Annotated in this window: 14 protein-coding genes; 6 read left to right on the plus strand and 8 right to left on the minus strand. The window is 72.5% G+C overall.

The features are described from left to right. Positions 1-11: 11 nt before the first annotated feature. Positions 12-1,511, minus strand: a complete 1,500-nt coding sequence (locus DEI85_RS10715) for a sensor histidine kinase (protein ID WP_110861162.1) — start codon at positions 1,509-1,511, stop codon at positions 12-14. 118 nt (positions 1,512-1,629) lie between these two features. Here DEI85_RS10715 and DEI85_RS10720 point away from each other — a divergent pair, with 118 nt between their 5' ends. Further along, positions 1,630-2,070, plus strand: coding sequence for an Rv3235 family protein (locus DEI85_RS10720; RefSeq protein WP_111123624.1), 441 nt, complete (start codon positions 1,630-1,632; stop codon positions 2,068-2,070). A 65-nt stretch (positions 2,071-2,135) separates the two neighbouring features. Here the strand turns inward: DEI85_RS10720 and secA are convergent, their stop codons facing one another. From secA to mtrA, 6 genes are all read right to left on the minus strand, one after another. Beyond that, positions 2,136-4,916, minus strand: coding sequence for a preprotein translocase subunit SecA (gene secA / locus DEI85_RS10725; RefSeq protein ID WP_110861166.1), 2,781 nt, complete (start codon positions 4,914-4,916; stop codon positions 2,136-2,138). Between the two features lie 170 nt (positions 4,917-5,086). Further along, on the minus strand, positions 5,087-5,803 hold the full coding sequence (gene hpf / locus DEI85_RS10730; RefSeq protein WP_110861168.1) for a ribosome hibernation-promoting factor, HPF/YfiA family: 717 nt from the start codon (positions 5,801-5,803) through the stop codon (positions 5,087-5,089). 158 nt (positions 5,804-5,961) lie between these two features. Continuing rightward, complete coding sequence (locus tag DEI85_RS10735) at positions 5,962-6,624, minus strand: ComF family protein (protein WP_181436374.1); 663 nt, start codon at positions 6,622-6,624, stop codon at positions 5,962-5,964. 140 nt (positions 6,625-6,764) lie between these two features. Further along, a complete protein-coding gene (locus tag DEI85_RS10740; protein ID WP_111123622.1) occupies positions 6,765-8,447 on the minus strand; it encodes an LpqB family beta-propeller domain-containing protein in 1,683 nt (560 codons plus the stop codon). After that, positions 8,447-10,216 carry an MtrAB system histidine kinase MtrB gene (mtrB, locus tag DEI85_RS10745; RefSeq protein ID WP_258376344.1) on the minus strand — a complete coding sequence of 590 codons (1,770 nt, stop codon included), beginning with the start codon at positions 10,214-10,216 and terminating at the stop codon, positions 8,447-8,449. Before mtrB ends, DEI85_RS10740 begins: the two co-directional genes overlap by 1 nt. Positions 10,217-10,221: 5 nt before the next feature. Further along, complete coding sequence (gene mtrA / locus DEI85_RS10750; RefSeq protein ID WP_017888813.1) at positions 10,222-10,896, minus strand: MtrAB system response regulator MtrA; 675 nt, start codon at positions 10,894-10,896, stop codon at positions 10,222-10,224. Positions 10,897-11,227: 331 nt separating this feature from the next. Here mtrA and DEI85_RS10755 point away from each other — a divergent pair, with 331 nt between their 5' ends. Genes DEI85_RS10755 through DEI85_RS10775 form a run of 5 tightly spaced genes read left to right on the plus strand, consistent with a single transcriptional unit; the run spans position 11,228 to position 16,650 of the window. Next, positions 11,228-12,412, plus strand: coding sequence for a glycerophosphoryl diester phosphodiesterase membrane domain-containing protein (locus DEI85_RS10755; protein ID WP_111090389.1), 1,185 nt, complete (start codon positions 11,228-11,230; stop codon positions 12,410-12,412). Next, the gene (locus tag DEI85_RS10760) at positions 12,367-13,050 is read left to right on the plus strand and encodes a DUF4129 domain-containing protein (protein ID WP_146238559.1); all 684 of its coding nucleotides are present in this window, start codon (positions 12,367-12,369) and stop codon (positions 13,048-13,050) included. The genes DEI85_RS10755 and DEI85_RS10760 overlap by 46 nt, the downstream gene beginning before the upstream one ends. Further along, entirely contained in the window at positions 13,047-14,285 is a 1,239-nt protein-coding gene (locus tag DEI85_RS10765; RefSeq protein ID WP_110861178.1) for a DUF4350 domain-containing protein, read from the plus strand. Before DEI85_RS10760 ends, DEI85_RS10765 begins: the two co-directional genes overlap by 4 nt. A gap of 5 nt (positions 14,286-14,290) precedes the next feature. Continuing rightward, on the plus strand, positions 14,291-15,298 hold the full coding sequence (locus DEI85_RS10770; RefSeq protein ID WP_375231890.1) for an AAA family ATPase: 1,008 nt from the start codon (positions 14,291-14,293) through the stop codon (positions 15,296-15,298). Next, positions 15,298-16,650 carry a DUF58 domain-containing protein gene (locus DEI85_RS10775; RefSeq protein ID WP_110861180.1) on the plus strand — a complete coding sequence of 451 codons (1,353 nt, stop codon included), beginning with the start codon at positions 15,298-15,300 and terminating at the stop codon, positions 16,648-16,650. The genes DEI85_RS10770 and DEI85_RS10775 overlap by 1 nt, the downstream gene beginning before the upstream one ends. Before the next feature lie 13 nt (positions 16,651-16,663). Here DEI85_RS10775 and DEI85_RS10780 read toward each other — a convergent pair whose 3' ends face one another. Continuing rightward, entirely contained in the window at positions 16,664-17,662 is a 999-nt protein-coding gene (locus DEI85_RS10780; RefSeq protein WP_111123621.1) for a stage II sporulation protein M, read from the minus strand.

Below are 17,662 nucleotides of genomic sequence, written 5' to 3' on the forward strand. Positions count from 1 at the left end.
CGGAGCGGGCGTCAGGCGGGGGCGGTCAGCCAGCGGAACGGGATCGTGATCGTCACCTCGGTGCCGCTGCCCGTCAGGGTGTGCCAGTCGATGGTGCCGCCGAGCTCGCCCTGGATGAGCGTGCGGACGATCTGCGTGCCGAGGCCCGAGCCGACCTTGCCCTCGGGCAGGCCCACGCCGTTGTCGCGGACCTCGATCTCCAGGTGGTCGTCGAAGCGGCGGGCGACGATCTCGACCTCGCCGTCACGGCCGTCCAGCCCGTGCTCGACGGCGTTCGTCACGAGCTCGGTGAGGCCGAGGGCGAGCGGCGTCGCGGCCTCGGACGGCAGCACCCCGAACTCGCCGGTCTTCTTCGGGTGCACGGTCGTGTTGTGCGACGCGGCGACCTCGGTGACGAGCTTGAGCACCGAGTCGAACACCTCGTCGAAGTCCACCGTCTGGCTGAGGCCGCTCGACAGGGTGTCGTGCACGACGGCGATGGCGGCGACGCGGCGCATGGCGTTCTGCAGCGAGGTCCGCGCTTCTTCCGAGTGCGTTCGACGCGCCTGGATCCGCAGCAGGGACGCCACCGTCTGCAGGTTGTTCTTCACGCGGTGGTGGATCTCGCGGATCGTGGCGTCCTTGGTGATGAGCTCGCGTTCCTGGTGCCGCAGCTCGGACACGTCCCGGCAGAGCACGATGGCACCGATGCGCTCACCGTGGTCGCGGAGCGGGATCGAGCGGAGCGACACCGTGACGCCCTTGGACTCGATGTCCGCCCGCCACGGCGCACGGCCGGTGACGACGAGCGGCAGGGACTCGTCGACGTCGAGCTGGGCGCCGATGAGCTCGGTGGTGACCTCGGCGAGGGACTTCCGCTCGAGTTCCCCCTCGAAGCCCATCCGGTTGAACGCGCTCAGGCCGTTCGGGCTCGCGAACGTCACGATGCCGGCGGTGTCGAGGCGCAGCAGGCCGTCGCTGGCACGTGGCGCACCACGGCGCGGGCCAGCCGGTGCACCGAGGTCGGGGAAGTCGCCCGTGGCGATCATGCCGAACAGGTCGTTCGCGCTCGCGGTGAAGTTGAGCTCCTGGCGGCTCGGGGTCCGCATCTCGTCCTGGTTGGAGTGCCGGGTGACGACGGCGATCGGCCGCTCGGTGGTCTCGGCGCTCTTCGCGCTCAGGCGGCGGAGCACCGGGATCGCGCGGACGCGGGTCGGGGTGTCCTCGTACCAGTCCGGCTCGGCGGAGTCGACGACCCGTGATCCGGCGAAGCTCTCGGTCACCTGGCCGCGCCACTCCTCGCGGATCTCCTGCCCGACGATGTCCCGGTAGAACAGCGTCGCCGCGGAACTCGGCCTGGCGTGTGCGACGGCCACGAACGAGCCGTCCTCGGCGGTCGGGACCCAGAGCACCATGTCGGCGAAGGACAGGTCGGCGAGGAGCTGCCAGTCCCCCACGAGCAGGTGGAGCCACTCCACGTCTGCTTCCGAGGAACGGCCTTGCGCGAGGACGAGGTCACTGAGGGTCGACACCCAGCCAGTCTAGGTCCGACGCCTTGTGGAGAACGTCGCCCTCTCCACAAGGTAGACCGGTGTGTATTTTGTATGTTGCACGCCCCATACGCTCGCTCCAACGACGGAAGGGGCAGGGGTGGCAGAGCAGGCACGCCGCATCGATCACGAGACGACGACGGCGCATCCACCGCCGTTGCGGGTCGTCGAACCGCCGCCGGAGCCCGCCACGGCGACCGGCCCCCCGGACCCGGCGACGACCGCACGAGCGCTCGGGCTCTGCGTCGCCGAGGTGCTCACCGGCGCGCGGGAGGTCGACAGCATCGCCCGGTGGATCAGCGACGACGTGCAGCGGCACCTGCAGCAGCGGGCCGCGGTGGCAGCGCACGCCCGGGGCTCCGGTCGGCGGGCACGCGGGCGCCCGGTACTCCGGGTCGGCAGCGTCCTCGTCTGCCGCCCGGCGGCGGGGGTCGCCGAGGCGACGGTGGTCGTGCACACGCGCAGCCACGCGCGGGCGGTCGCCATGCGGCTCGAAGAGCGACACGGACGGTGGCAGGCGACCGCGACCGGGGTCCTGTAGTCGGGTGGCGGACAGACGGGAGGCACGGTGCCAGCTGGCACCGTGCCTCCTGTCCTGTGTGGACGCTAGTTCTTCTTGGCGGCCTGGCGACGCTCGGCGCGGTTGCTCGCCGCGGCCTGACCGGAGGCCGTGGCCGCGTTGCCGAACGCGGAGCCCTGCTCCGGCTCGGCGGCCGCTTCGGCCTCGGCCTGGGCGCGCTGCGCACGAGCGGTCGCGGCCTGCTCGAGGCGCCCCTTCTCGTCGCGGACCTCGACCTCGCCGTCGATCGACGGTGCCGAGTACTCGAGGCCGGAGACCTCGTCCTCGCCGAGACCCTTGGCCTCGATCACCGCGTTCTCGCCGTCGGACTGCACCTGGACCTCGAGGTTGAACAGGTAGCCGACCGACTCTTCGCGGATCTGTCCCATCATCGTCTGGAACAGGGCGTAGCCCTCCCGCTGGTACTCGACCAGCGGGTCGCGCTGCGCCATGGCGCGGAGGCCGATGCCGTCCTTCAGGTAGTCCATCTCGTACAGGTGGTCACGCCAGCGGCGGTCGATCACCGAGAGCACCACGCGACGCTCGAGCTCACGCATCGCCTCGTCGCCGAGGAGCTCCTCACGCTGCTGGTAGGCCAGCTTGGCGTCCGAGAGGATCTCGCGGGCCAGGAAGTCACGCGACGCCTTGCCCTTCGAGCCGGCCTCGGTGATGACCTCGTCGATGGAGATCGAGATCGGGTAGAGCGTGCCGAGCTCGGTCCACATGGCGTCGAGGTCCCAGTCGTCCGGGGAGCCTTCGCCGGTGTGGCTGTCGATCACGTCGTCGATGACGGCCTTGAGGAACGACTGCGCGCGGTCGTGCAGGTCGTCGCCCTCGAGGATGTGGCGGCGGTCGCTGTAGATCGCCTCGCGCTGCCGGTTCAGGACGTCGTCGTACTTCAGGACGTTCTTGCGGATCTCGGCGTTGCGGCCCTCGACCTGCGCCTGGGCGGACCGGATCGCACGGCCGACGAGCTTGTTCTCGATCGCCAGGTCGTCCGGCACGTTCGAGCGGCCCATCAGGCTCTCGGCGGCACCGGAGTTGAACAGGCGCATCAGGTCGTCGGTCAGCGACAGGTAGAAGCGGCTCTCGCCCGGGTCACCCTGGCGGCCGGAACGACCACGCAGCTGGTTGTCGATGCGGCGCGACTCGTGGCGCTCGGTGCCGAGCACGTAGAGGCCGCCGACGGCGCGGACCTTGTCGCCCTCTTCCTCGACCTCGGCCTTGACGCGGGCGAACACGTCGTCCCACGCGGCCTCGTACTCGTCGGGGGTCTCGGTCGGTGACAGGCCCTTGGCGTGCATCTCCTGCACGGCGAGGAACTCCGCGTTGCCGCCGAGCATGATGTCGGTACCACGACCGGCCATGTTCGTCGCGACGGTCACGGCGCCGAAGCGACCGGCCTGGGCGACGATCGCGGCTTCACGGGCGTGGTTCTTCGCGTTGAGGACCTCGTGCTTGACGCCCTGCTTGGCGAGGAGCTTCGACAGGTACTCGGACTTCTCGACGCTCGTGGTGCCGACGAGGACGGGCTGGCCCTTCTCGTGGCGCTCCGCGATGTCCTCGGCGACCTGCTCGAACTTCGCCTTCTCGTTCTTGTAGACGAGGTCCGTCTGGTCGATGCGCTGCATCGGCTTGTTCGTCGGGATGGGGACGACGCCGAGCTTGTAGGTCGACATGAACTCGGCCGCCTCGGTCTCGGCGGTACCGGTCATGCCGGAGAGCTTCTGGTAGAGGCGGAAGTAGTTCTGCAGCGTGACGGTGGCGAGGGTCTGGTTCTCGGCCTTGACCTCGACGCCCTCCTTCGCCTCGATCGCCTGGTGGATGCCCTCGTTGTAGCGGCGGCCCATCAGGATGCGGCCGGTGTGCTCGTCGACGATGAGCACCTCGCCGTTCATCACGACGTAGTCCTTGTCCTTCTTGAACAGGGCGACGGCCTTGATCGAGTTGTTCAGGAACGAGATGAGCGGGGTGTTCGCCGACTCGTACAGGTTCTCGATGCCGAGGTAGTCCTCGACCTTCTCGATGCCGGGCTCGAGGACACCGACGGTGCGCTTCTTCTCGTCGACCTCGTAGTCCTCGCCCGGGGTGAGGCGCTTGGCGATCGAGGCGAACTCGGTGAACCAGCGGTTGGCCTCGCCCGAGGACGGACCGGAGATGATGAGCGGCGTGCGGGCCTCGTCGATGAGGATCGAGTCGACCTCGTCCACGACTGCGAAGAAGTGGCCGCGCTGCACCATGTCCGAGGCCTGCCACGCCATGTTGTCGCGCAGGTAGTCGAAGCCGAACTCGTTGTTCGTGCCGTACGTGATGTCGGCGGCGTACTGCTCGCGGCGCTCGGCCGGGCTCTGGTTGGCGATGATGCAGCCGGTGGTCATGCCGAGCGCGCGGAAGACGCGGCCCATGATCTCGGACTGGTACGACGCCAGGTAGTCGTTGACCGTGATGACGTGCACGCCGCGCGACGGGATCGCGTTGAGGTACGCGGCGGTCGTCGCGACGAGGGTCTTGCCCTCACCGGTCTTCATCTCGGCGATGTTGCCGAGGTGCAGCGCGGCGCCACCCATGAGCTGCACGTCGAAGTGCCGCATGCCCAGGGTCCGCTTCGCGGCTTCACGCACGGCGGCGAACGCCTCGGGCAGGAGGTCGTCGAGGGTCTCGCCGTTGGCGTACCGCTCGCGCAGCTCCTTGGTCTCGTCGTGGAGTTCCTCGTCGGTGAGGCTCGAGAAGTCGTCCTCGAGGTCGTTGATGGCCGAGGCGTACGCCTTCAGCCGACGGAGGGTTCGTCCTTCGCCGATGCGGAGGACCTTCTCCAGCACGTTTGCCACGTGAACTCCTTACGAGGTCGTCGCGCGCGACCTGCGCGCCCGATCGACCAGTCATGCTAGCAACCCGCGAACGCACGGCGCTGTGAGCGGCGCGGCTCTCGCGGACACGGGTGTGCGCGGCCCGCGAACGGACCGCGCACACGGTGCGGGGCCGGAGGTCCCGCGTCGGATCAGGCGATCGCGGCTGCGCGCTCCGCGTCGGTGTCCGCGTCGACCGAGGCCGGCGCCTGGCCGGCGGGCACCTCGTCGATGCCGATCACGCCGTAGTCCCAGCCCTTGCGTCGGTACACGACACTCGGACGGCGGGTCTCGGCGTCGAGGAACAGGTAGAAGTCGTGCCCGACGAGCTCCATGTAGTACAGGGCGTCGTCGACCGTCATCGGGGCGGCCTCGAAGACCTTGTGCCGGATGACGACCGGGCTGTAGACCTCGTTCTCGTCCTCGGCGGTCTCCTGGTCGACGACCGGGACGGCACCGGTCGCGACGTCCTCGATGAGCTTGCCGTCGGCCGGGACGACACCCATGCCGTCGAAGCCGCTGCCGGAGGCCTCGGCGACCGAGGTGGGGCGGTGCCGGCCGTGGTGCACCTTGCGGCGGTCACGCGCCCGACGGAGGCGTTCCATGATCCGCGCGAAGGCGAGGTCGAAGGCGGCGTACTTGTCCGACGCCGCGGACTCGGCCCGCACGAGCGGCCCCGGTCCGATCAGCGTGAGCTCCACGCGGTCCTCGCCCTGGCTGCCGCTCGACTTCTCGTGGTGGCGGCTGATGCGCACCTCGAACGCGAGGGCGCGGTCGGCGAGCACGTCGATCTTCTCGGACTTCTGTTCGACGTAGGTGCGGAAACGGTCGGTGACCCCGACGTTCCGGCCCGTGATCGTCACGTCCATGTGGCGGCTCCCATCCAGTGTCGGCGCGTCGCCTCCGTCCGGCGACCCGAACGCCTTGCCGCGAGGCTAGACCCGGTGCACTGTCGGCGTCACGGGGAGACGGCGAGTCCGCCGCACACTCACCGGACACACAGAGGACACCGGGTGTTCACCGAGCATCAGTCGTCGACGCTCGCCACCGCGACGCAGCGCACCACCCGCCCGCCCGCAGCCCGCACCGCACGGACGCCCTCCGCCATCGTCACGCCCGTCGTGACGACGTCGTCGACGAGCACGACGTCGCGGCCGTCGACGCCGGTCGCACGCAGGGTCCCGACGGTCGCCGCGACGCGTTCCACCGCCGACCGCTCCTTCTGCCCCGGTCCGGATCGCCGGCGTCCGGCCGGCACGCGGACGAGCCGACCCGTGTGCCGGACACCACCACGGGCGAGCAGCAGCACCACCGGGTCGAACCCACGCCGTCGGGCACCCGCCCGGGACGGTGGCACCCGGAGCACCACGGTGCCGTCCGGTGCCGCGGCGAGCGCCGCGCGGACGAGGGCACCGAAGCGGACGCCGAGCGGACGGGCGACGTCGACCCGGCCCCGGAGCTTGAGTTCGAGGACCAGGGTGCGGACCAGCCCCTCGTACTCGAAGGCCGCGTCGAGCCGGACGCCGGCGACCAGCCGGACCCGCCGGGGCCGTGCGGCGAGCACCGCGCGGCACGGTGGGCAGAGCGCGCGGTCCGGGCGGCCGCACACCAGGCAGGTGACGGGCAGGAAGAGCCCGAGCACGGCGAGCAGGGCGTCGCGCCACGGGCTGGAGGCATCATCAGTGGGCACGCCCACGACTGTGGTGGTGACCGGACGACGGCGGTGGACCGGTGCGCCGGACGGTGGACGGGCCTCCAGGCCTGGTGGGGTGTGGAGGACCGTCGTGTCAGCGCTGGACGCCGAGCACGTCGGCGGTGACGCCCGTCGTGTCAGCGCTGGACGCCGAGCACGTCGGCGGTGACGCCCGTCGTGTCCCAGCCGCCCCCGGTGGACTGCAGGACGTCGCCGTTCGACATCCGGAGCAGCAGCGCGCCGCCGCTGCCCCCGCTGATCGCGGTGGCGCGTCCATCGGGCTTCGGCAGGGTGCTCGACTTGCCGCCGATGGTGGTGCGGACGATGTTCGGACCGGTGGGCGTCTGCCCGACCGAGGCGACGTCGGTGTCGTTCACCCACGCGGCGTCGACCGCGGTGCCGCTGGCCGCCTGCACCCGGACGGGGGCGCCGAACGAGGTCGGTGACCGGTCGGAACCGCGGATGATCGCCATCACGTACAGGCCGGGGCCGTCCGAGGTCTCGATGAGCGCGAGCGCCCTGGTCGAGTCGCGGGACACCTGGAACGACACGAGGTCGCCGCGCGGCAGGGTGGTGCGCACCTGGTGGGGGTCGCCGCCGAGGCCGTACGCGGTGATGTGACGGGTGTCGGAGTGCTGCCCCGCCCAGACGAAGCCGAGGTCGTCGACGGCGGGGGCGACGAGGTCGTCGCGGGCATCGACGCGCAGGCGGTCCTTGCCACGCACGACGACGACGCCGTCCCGGTTGCCGACGGCGGCGGTGGTGCCGGACGCCGACAGGGCGATCGAGGTCGGGTCGAGGCCGGCGATCGCGGCCCCGACGCCGCTGCCGAGTTCGGCGACCTTGCCGGTGCCCGAGGCGGCGTAGCCGACGACGCCGTCCTCGTCGACCAGGGGTCGGGGGTCGACGTCGGGGTTCTGCTGGGCGTCCGCTCCCCCGGAGTCCGGCACCGACAGCGTGGCGCCCTCGATGGTCATCGACACCGACGAGATGGTGGCGACCGAGGCGAGGGACTTGCTGAGCTGTTCGCGCATCCGGACCTTGTCGACGGTGCTCGCGCGCAGGGCGTCGCTCGACAGGTCGACGAGGGCGGTGCCGCTGTCGATCGTCACCGCGTTGAGGGACAGCTGGGTGCCCTCGGGGAACGACGAGACGACGGCGCCCTTCAGCCAGTCGGCGGGACCGGCGAGCAGGGCGCTGGCGATGCGGGTGCTCGTGGAGGACCGGGCGAGGAACCAGCGCTGGTCGGGCACGAGGAAGCGGTAGGTCGGGTCGTAGAAGTACAGCGCGTGCGGCTGGAACACCGACTCGAAGCTGACCGGCGACAGGATGATGCCGTCCGGGGCGTAGGCGATGCGCCACTCGCCGTCCTCGCGGACGAACTGGAACGTCAGCGTCGACGAGGTCGGGCGGACGGCCTGGGTGTACTCCCCCTCGGCGTCGACCGTGGCGCTGGCCGTCATCGTGTAGGTGAGCTCGTGGTCGTCAGCGCGCTCGACGGTGCCGCTGCCGTCCCGGATCGTGACGCCCTGCCGCGGGTTCCACTGCTGGGCGAAGTCGGCGGCCAGGAACTGCCGGGCGATCGCGTAGTTGTCCTGGGCTCCGGTGGCGGCGGCGATGAACCCGCGGAGGATCGCCGTCTGGTCGGACCCGGTGATCGGCTTGTCCGGCCGGAAGTCGACGCCCGAGAGCGACTCGTCCTTGATCGTCTGCCCGGTACGCACGGCCCCGTCGGTCGGGATGGCGGCGCAGGCGGTGACCGCGAGCAGGCTGACCGCGGCGAGCGCGACGGCGAGGACGTGGCGGATCGGGTGGCGCATCAGGACTCCTCTCGCACGGCTCGGGGGCCGTCGTACGACTCGTCGAGCTCGGGCAGCGGGATGGCCGAGGTGGCGGTCGTGCCCTGCTCGTTGCGGGGCAGGGTGAGCACGAACGTCGAGCCCTCGCCCGGTCGGGACCACACGTCGATGCGACCGCCGTGGAGCTTCGCGTCGCCGAGGCTGATCGCCAGTCCGAGGCCGGTGCCCCCGATGGTGCGCTTGCGGCTCGGGTCGGCACGCCAGAAGCGGTCGAAGACGCGGGCGGTGTCCTCGGGCGGCATGCCGACGCCCTGGTCGCGGACGGCGATGGCGACGGTGCGCGCGTCGCTGTCGACGACGACCTGCACGGGTTTCGCGTCACCGTGCTCGACGGCGTTGCCGACGAGGTTGCGGAGGATGCGGCGGACGCGCTTGGCGTCGAGGCGCATCGTGGTGTGGCCGCCGGGGGTCGCGAGCTGCAGCTCGACGCCGGCGCGTTCGGCGAGGGGACGGAATTCGTCCACGATGTCCGCGGCGAGGGACGCCGGCACCACGGGCGCGGTGTCGAGCTGCACCGCCTGGGCGTCGTACCGCGAGATCTCGAGCAGGTCGGCGAGGAGCATCTCGAAGCGTTCTACCTGCGCGTGCAGGAGCTCGGCGGACCGGCCGACCGATGGTTCGAACGCGTGCCGGGAGTCGTAGAGCATGTCGCCGGCGAGCCGGATCGTGGTGAGCGGGGTGCGGAGCTCGTGCGACACGTCGGACACGAACCGCTGCTGCACGCGGGAGAGCTCGGCGAGCTGGGTGATCTGGCGGCTGACCGCCTCGGCCATCCCGTTGAAGCTCCGCGCCAGGGTCGCCAGGTCGTCCTGCCCGCGCACCGGGATGCGTTCGTCGAGGCGCCCCGCGGCGATCTTCCGGCTCGTCTCGGCGGCACCGCGGATCGGCACCACGACGAGCCGGACGACGAGCGACGTGACCAGGGCGATGAGCACCATGAGCGCCACACCGCCGATCGAGAGCGTCTGGGAGACGAAGTCCAGGGTCTGCTGCGCATCGGAGAGGTCGTAGACCAGGTAGAGCTCGTACTGGCCGGCGCTCGGGATCTGCAGCGTGGACCCGACGGCGAGCCCCGGCACCCGGCGCCCGTCGTCGTCGAGTTCGACGGGCTGCAGGCTGAGGCGACCGGTGTTCTGCCCGACCTCCTTGCGCAGGGCATCGGTGATCACCGCGTCCGGGAAGTCCTGGCTGGCGATGGTCTGCAGCGTCTGCGGGGTGGACTGGCCCGGGCTCCGCTCGATGGCGATGCTCGTACCGCCCGGACTCGTCGTGTTCGACAGGATCGCCTGCTGCGCCTCGTTCTGCAGGGTCTCCAGCTCGGACTGGTTGTTGTCCTCGGCCGCCGTCGCCGCGTCGAAGATCCCCTGGGCGACGATGGTGGCCCGGGCCGACTCGGACTCGATCTGGTCGCGGCGCTGCGAGTAGACGTTCGTCGAGATGCTCACCATGACCGCGGTGCCGATGATCGCCACCGCGAGCCCCGTCGTCATCACGGTGATGGCGACCGAGCGGAACATGAGCGACCGCCGCCACAGGTACGCGATCGGGCGCCAGGCGCGTCGGAGCCAGCGCCGCATCCGGCGACGGCTGCGGTCGACGACGCCGATCGAGACGGTGGCGCCACCGGCCCCACCGGCCCCACCGGCGCTGCCGGCCCCGCCGGCGCGGCCCGAGCCGCGTGCCGAGCCCGACGGGCGCGTCGAGCCCGACGGGCGCGTCGAGGGCGGCATGGTGCTCAGGCTCCTCCGGCGCGGTACCCGACGCCGCGGACCGTGGTGACGGTCTTCGGGTTGTCCGGGTCGTGCTCGATCTTCGCGCGGAGCCGCTGCACGTGGACGTTCACCAGGCGGGTGTCCGCCTTGTAGTGGTAGCCCCAGACCTGCTCGAGCAGCATCTCGCGGGTGAACACCTGGTTCGGCTTCTCGGCGAGCGCCCGGAGCAGGTCGAACTCGAGCGGCGTGAGCGCGATCACGGTGTCCCCGCGGCGCACCTCGTGTCCGGCGACGTCGACCGTGACGTCGCCGACGTGCAGCACGGTGGCGTCGGACGCGCTCGGCCGCAGGCGGGTCCGGATGCGGGCGACGAGTTCCTTCGGGTTGAAGGGCTTCACGACGTAGTCGTCGGCGCCGTTCTCGAGCCCGAGGACGACGTCGGCGGTGTCGCTCTTCGCCGTGAGCATGATGATCGGCGTGCCGCTCTCGGCACGGATGCGCTTGCACACCTCGATGCCGTCGATGCCGGGCAGCATGACGTCGAGCAGGACGAGGTCCGGCTTGGTGGCGTGGAACGCGTCGACGGCGTCGTTGCCGTCGGCGCTGAACTCGGGTTCGTACCCCTCGGAGCGGAGCACGATGCCGATCATCTCGGAGAGGGCCTGGTCGTCGTCGACGACGAGGATGCGCGGTGTCATGTGATCTGGACTCCGGGTGGCGTGCGGGAGTGCCGTGGTCGGCACGTGTCCCCACACGATAGCCGAGGCCCCGCCACGCGGGGTTTTCCGCCAGGATGGGGGTGGACCGCGCATCGCTGGCTCGGTCCGACACGACGAGGGGGCTGGAGTCATGTCCGATTGGCACACACCGGGCGGTGGGCAGCAGGGTGCGCCGACGCCGCCGTCGTCCGGACCGGCGCAGGGACCAGGACCCCGGCCTGGAGGCCCGCCCCGCTTCTCCGTGCCGCCGCAGCCCGCCCCGGGGCCGGGTCCGGGGCGACCGGGCGGACCGTCCGGCGGCTCGCGTCCGGTGATCCCACTGCGCCCGCTCGGCCTCGGTGACGTCCTGGCCGGCGCGTTCACGGTGTTCCGCCGGAACGCCCGCGTGCTGCTCCTCTGGAGCGTGCTGCTGAGCGGTGTGCTCGGCCTGCTCTCGACGCTGGCCAGCACCTTCGGGCAGCAGGCGCTGCAGTCGCGGATGTTCTCGGCCCTCGACGGCGGCAGCGGTGCCGACTCGGTGGTCGCGGGCACGCTGACGCTCACGGCACTGCTCTCGGTCGTGCTGCCGTTCCTCGCCTACCTCGGCCGCGGGTTCCTGGTGGCGCCGGTCGCCGCGGACACCGGGCAGCGGGTGCTCGGCCGTCGAGCCACGTTCCGGGGGCTGTGGGCGCTGCTCGCCGGTCGTCGGTGGTCCGTCGTCGCCTGGATGCTCGTGCAGATCGGGGCCGGCGTGGTCCTCGCGATCCTGGCCGGGCTCGTGTTCTTCGGGGTGTTCGCGGCCATGGGGGCCGCGGACTCCGGCACCGGGTGGTTCGTGCTGGCGCTCGTGCTGTTCGTGCTCGGGATCGGTGTCGTCGTCGTGTGGCTCGCCACGCGCTTCGTGCTCACCGTCCCGACCATCGCGCTCGAGGGCCGGCCGGTCTTCGCCGCTGCCGCCCAGTCGTGGCGCCTGACCCGCGGGGCCTTCTGGCGGACCTTCGGCATCCTGCTGCTCGTGCAGCTCATGTTCGGGTTCGCCGCGTCCATCGCGTCGATCCCGCTCACCATCGGCGCCGTGCTCATCGCAGGCACCTTCGACCCCCTCGGGCAGACGGGCGGCACGTCGGGTGCCGGTACCGGTGCGGTCATCGCCATCGTCGTCGGGAGCCTGCTCGCGATCGCGGTGCAGTGCATCACCGACGTGCTGAGCGCGTCGATCACCACGTTCCTCGCCATCGACCGGCGGATCCGCACCGAGGCCCTCGACCAGCGGATCGCGTCGCACCTCGACTCGGGGCAGCCGACCGACCCGTTCGCGCCGTCCGAGCCCGTCGCACGCCCGCCGTGGCCGCCGCAGCAGCAGTGGGCTGGCCAGCAGTGGCAGGCGCAGCAATGGCAGGCGCAGCAGCAGCCCTGGCAGCCCGCGCAGCAGCAGCCGTGGCAGCCCGGTCACCAGCAACAGCAGCCGCCGTGGCAGCAGGGTCCGGGCCAGGCACCGCCGAACGGCAGCGCGTGACGGCGGTCGACCCGGACGAGGCGCGTCGCCTGCTCGAGCGCGAACTCGACCGGTCCGCCTACGACGGCGCCCAGGCGACGTGGTGGGACCGTGCCTCGCGCTCCTTCCTCGACTGGCTCGGGTCGCTCCGCGCCGACGGCATCGACTCCCCCGCTGCGGCCCGCACCGCACTGGTGATCGCGATCGTGGTCCTCGTCGCGGTCGTCGTGCTCGTCGTCGTCGCCCGCGGGCTCCCCCGCCGGCGCGCACGGGCCGGAGACGGTGACACCGGCGGGGTGTTCGACGCGGACGACCTGCGCTCCGCCCGGGAACTCCTCGAAGCGGCCCAGGCCGCCGTCCGTCGCGCCGACTGGTCGGCAGCGGTGCTCGACGGGTTCCGCGCGATCGCCAGGGGCCTCGGCGAGCGCGACCTGGTGCCCGACGTGCCCGGAGCCACCGCGCGGACGATCGCCGCGCGGGGTGCCGTGCCGTTCCCCGCGTCGGCCGGTGCACTCGACGCGGCAGCGACCGCCTTCGACGCGGTCCGGTACCTCGGTGGCGAGGCCGACGAGGCCGCGGCCCTCCGCGTGCTCGACACCGAGCGCTCCGTCCGGCGGGCCCGCCCCGCCCGGGCCGAGGGACCGGTGGTGCCGGCATGACGACCGACACCGCCACGCGGACGAGCGCCGAAGCGACTCCTGCTCCGGCTCCGGCCGAGGGACGCCGGTTCCGCGTCGGGTTCTGGGTCGCCATCGTCCTGGTCGGCGTCCTGCTCGCCGCCCTGACCGCCCTCGTGCAGGGCACCGACCCGGACGCACCGCGCGCACTCGACCCGACCTCGACGACGGCCAGTGGTTCGGCCGCCCTGGTCCGGGTGCTCGAGCAGCGGGGCACCGCGGTCTCCGTCACCGACACGGTCGACGGCGTCGGCGGGATCGACGGCGGCACGGTGTTCATCGACGACGCCGACGGGGCGCTCGACCCCGCCGTCGCGGAACGCATCGCCCGCACGGCGCGGCACGTCGTGGTCGTCGGCACGAGCGGCGCCGGACTCGAGGCGCTCGGACTCCGGGTCGACCCGGCCGTCCAGGTCGACGGCGACGCCACCGTCTCGACGGCCTCGTGCGGGATCCCGGCGGCGGCCTCGGCTGCCCGGGTCACCACCGCCGGCTCCGGGTACACCGTGCACGACGAGGCCGCCGCGCGGTGCGCGCCGACGGGCGACCGCGGCTCGCGCGTCTGGGGTCTCGTGCGCACCGCGACGCCGGGCGGCGACGTCACCCTGCTCGGCACGACCTCGGCGTTCCGGAACGACACGATCACCACCGCCGGGAACGCCGCGCTCGCCCTCGGGCTGCTCGGCGCCGACGAGCGACTCGTCTGGTACACCCCGGCCGTCGGCACCCCCGACGCCGCTCCTACCCTCGGAGAGCTCGCCCCGCCGTGGGTCCCGAGCGCCCTCGCACTGCTCACCCTCGTCGCCGTCGCGGCCGGCGTCTGGCGGGGCCGACGGCTCGGCCCGCTCGTCGTCGAGCGGTTGCCCGTCGTCGTCCGTGCTGCCGAGACCACCGAGGGGCGCGCCCGGATGTACGCCCGCACCCGTGACCGCACCCACGCCCTCGACACCCTGCGCGTCGCCGCCGTCCGCCGCATCGGCCGGATGCTCGGACTGCCCCGATCGGCCCACGTCGACGAGGTCGTCCGGGCCGCGGCCCAGGCCACCGGCATTCCGCACACCCGTGTCGGTGCCGTGCTCGTCGGCGGGACCACCGACGACGACCGTGCGCTCGTCGACGGCACCGCGGCGCTCGACGACCTCGAACGCGCCGTGCGCCGGGCGACCTCCGGCGACCGACCGACCTCTGACCCCGACCGACCAGGAGCACGACCGTGACCGACCTGCCCCCTGCCACCACCGAGCACACCGCGCCGGAGCACGACCCCACGACCGCGGCCGGCTCCGACCTGCGCGACGCGTTCGGCCGGGTCCGCGCCGAGGTCGCGAAGGCCGTCGTCGGCCAGGAGGGTGCGGTGTCCGGAATGATCGTCGGACTCCTCGCGCAGGGGCACGTGCTGCTCGAGGGCGTCCCCGGTGTCGCGAAGACCCTGCTCGTCCGCAGCCTCGCCGCCGCGATGACGCTCGACACGAAGCGCATCCAGTTCACACCGGACCTGATGCCCGGCGACGTCACCGGGTCGCTCGTCTACGACGCCTCGACCGGCACGTTCCCGTTCCGCGAGGGCCCCGTCTTCACGAACGTCCTGCTCGCCGACGAGGTCAACCGCACGCCGCCGAAGACCCAGTCGGCCCTGCTCGAGGCGATGGAGGAACGCCAGGTGAGCGTCGACGGCGACGCCCGGGCGCTGCCCGACCCCTTCTTCGTCGCCGCGACGATGAACCCCATCGAGTTCGAGGGCACGTACACGCTGCCCGAGGCGCAGCTCGACCGGTTCCTGATGAAGCTGACCCTCGACATCCCGCCGCGCGACGTCGAGTGGCAGGTGCTCCGGCGCCACGCCGACGGGTTCGTGCCGCGCGACGTCCGGTCGGCCGGCATCACCCCGGTGGTCGGCGTCGAAGAGGTGGTCCGTGCGCAGCGTGCCGTCCGCGCCGTCGGCGCCCGCGACGACGTGCTCGCGTACATCGTCGACCTCGCCCGGGCCACCCGGCAGGCACCGTCCGTCCGCGTCGGTGTCAGCCCCCGCGGTGCGACGGCACTGCTCGCCGCCGCCAAGGCGTGGGCCTGGCTCACCGGCTACGACGCGATCACCCCGGACCACGTGCAGGCCATGGCCCTGCCGGTCTGGCGGCACCGCCTGCGGGTCGCCGCCGACGCCGAGCTCGAGGGCGTCGGCGCCGACGGCGTGCTCCAGCAGGTGCTCGAGCAGGTGCGGGTGCCGATCTAGTGGCGGTCTCCGGCCGGTTCGTCGCGCTCCTCGCCGTCGCCCTCGTGCCCACCGTGCTGCTCGGCAGCGGGTGGGCCGGTCTGGCGTGGGTCGGGGTGGTGCTGCTCGCCGCGGCGCTCGACGTCGTGCTCGCCGCCGACCTGCGACGGGTCCGCGTGGAGCGGCGGATGCCCCGGCTCGCTCGACGCGACAGCACCGCGGACGGCACCCTCGTGCTCGCCAACGACGGCTCCCGCACGGTCCGCGGTGTGGTCCGCGACATGTGGGAGCCGTCGGCCGGCCACCGTCCCCGTCGGATCCGGATGGCGGTCCCCGCCGGGGAGCGGCGGACGGCCCGGATGCGCTTCACACCGTTCCGTCGTGGTCGACGCCGCACCACCGGGGTCGCCCTGCGGTCCTTCGGTCCCCTGGGCCTCGCCGCACGGCAGCGGGTCGTCGCGGCACCGGGCGAACTCGTCGTGACGCCGCCGTTCCGCTCCCGGCGGCACCTGCCGTCACGGTTGGCACGGCTCCGCGAACTCGACGGCGAGACCACGCTGCAGCTCCGCGGGCACGGCACCGAGTTCGACTCGCTGCGCGACTACGTGCGCGGCGACGACGTGCGGTCCATCGACTGGCGCGCGACCGCGCGGCGGCAGGACCTCGTCGTCCGGACCTGGCGCCCGGAACGCGACCGGCGCGTCGTCGTCGTGGTCGACGCGGGCCGGGCGGGTGCCGGCCGTGTCGCCGACGAACCCCGACTCGACACGTTCATCGAGTCGGCGTTGCTCCTCGGTGCCCTCGCGGCAGCCGCCGGTGACCGCGTCGACCTGGTGGTCCTCGACGACACGGCGCACGACCGTGTGCACGGCGCCACCCGCACCGACGTCGTGCAGCGCTTCGGCGAGGCACTCGCGATGGCCGAACCGGGGCTCGCCGCGACCGACTGGGCATCCGTCCCCGCGCTCGTCGACTCGATCACGACCTCGCGCGCCATGGTCGTGCTCGCCTCGAGCCTCGACTCCGTCGGCGCCTCGGGCGACCTGCTCGCCGTGCTCCCGCGGCTGTCCCGACGGCACGCCGTCGTCGTGACGAGCATCGAGGACCCGGCCGTCCAGCGGATGGCGCGCGGCGGGGTGGACCCGGCCACGGCGATCCGAACCGCGCGGGGTGGACGGGTGCCGGGCCTCCCGACCGGCGCGGAGCGCGACGTCTACCGACGCGCCGCCGCCGAACGCACCCTGCTCGACGCGGACGGTGCGGCCGACGTCGCACGGCGTTCCGGTGCCGAGGTCGTGCGCGGCGCACCGGCGGACGTCCCGCCGCTCGTCGCCGACGCCTACATCCGGGCGAAGGCCAGCGGCCGGCTCTGAACCGGGACGGACGCTAGCCGGCCACCAGGGCGGTGGAGCCACGCTCGAACTCCTCGAGGTCGCCGCGCTCCCCCGCTCGGTACGCGCGGCCGCCGAGCACCCACTGGTAGGCGAGCACCGCGACCAGGGCGAGGGTGCCGATGCCGATCTTGATCGGCCACGGCCAGTCCTGCCGCGTCACCACGCCCTCGACGATGCCGGACAGCAGCAGGGTCAGGGTCAGGCCGATCGCGATGGTGATGAGTGCGCGGCCGTCCTCGGCGAGGGCCTGGGCGCGCGTGCGCCCGGGCCCCGGTGCCACCCACGACCAGAAGATCATCAGCCCCGCACCGCCCGCGAGGAACACCGAGTAGAGCTCGAGCTGCCCGTGCGGGGAGATGTAGAGGAAGAAGTCGGCCAGGCGCCCCTGGGAGTGCATGATCGCGGCGGAGACCCCGAGGCTGACGGCGTTCTGCATGATCGAGAACGGCACGAAGACGCCGGTGATGCCGAACGCCACCATCGTCGCGGCGATGTAGGCGTTGTTCGTCCAGACCTGCGCGGTGAAGGCCCCGAGGCCACGGTCGGAGTAGTAGTCGACGAAGTCCTGCGTGGCGTACCGGCGCAGGGCCTCGTCGCTGCCGAACGTCGCCGTCGCACCGGGGGTGGTGGTGATCCAGACGGCGACGATCGCCGCGATCGCCGCCGTCGCGAGCGCGACCCAGATGCTCACCCAGCGGATCCGGTAGAGCGCCGCGGGCAGCTGCCGCGTGAAGAACAGGGTGACCGCGGTCAGCGGGTCGACGGGGGTGCCCGTGAACCGCAGGCGGGCGCGGAACAGCGTCAACGAGAGCCGGTCGCCGGTCACGGTGCGCGGTGCGGCGCCCCGGATGCGGGCGAGGTCGGTCGCCGCCTCTTGGTAGCCAGCGACGAGCCGGTCGACGTCCGCTCCGGACCGGTGCCGGGCACGCGCCAGACGGTCGAGCTCCTGCCACCGGTCACGGTGCACCTCGGTGTAGGCATCCAGGTCCAC

The sequence above is a fragment of the Curtobacterium sp. MCBD17_026 genome (genome assembly GCF_003234895.2).
Lineage (GTDB): Bacteria > Actinomycetota > Actinomycetes > Actinomycetales > Microbacteriaceae > Curtobacterium > Curtobacterium flaccumfaciens.

What these genes read in the sequence shown, in the direction of transcription:
- mtrB (WP_258376344.1), bottom strand. Translation starts at nt 10,216, where the DNA reads ATGCCGCCCTCGACGCGCCCGTCGGGCTCGACGCGCCCGTCGGGCTCG.
- mtrA (WP_017888813.1), bottom strand. Translation starts at nt 10,896, where the DNA reads ATGACACCGCGCATCCTCGTCGTCGACGACGACCAGGCCCTCTCCGAG.
- DEI85_RS10765 (WP_110861178.1), top strand. Translation starts at nt 13,047, where the DNA reads ATGACGACCGACACCGCCACGCGGACGAGCGCCGAAGCGACTCCTGCT.
- DEI85_RS10740 (WP_111123622.1), bottom strand. Translation starts at nt 8,447, where the DNA reads ATGCGCCACCCGATCCGCCACGTCCTCGCCGTCGCGCTCGCCGCGGTC.
- hpf (WP_110861168.1), bottom strand. Translation starts at nt 5,803, where the DNA reads ATGGACGTGACGATCACGGGCCGGAACGTCGGGGTCACCGACCGTTTC.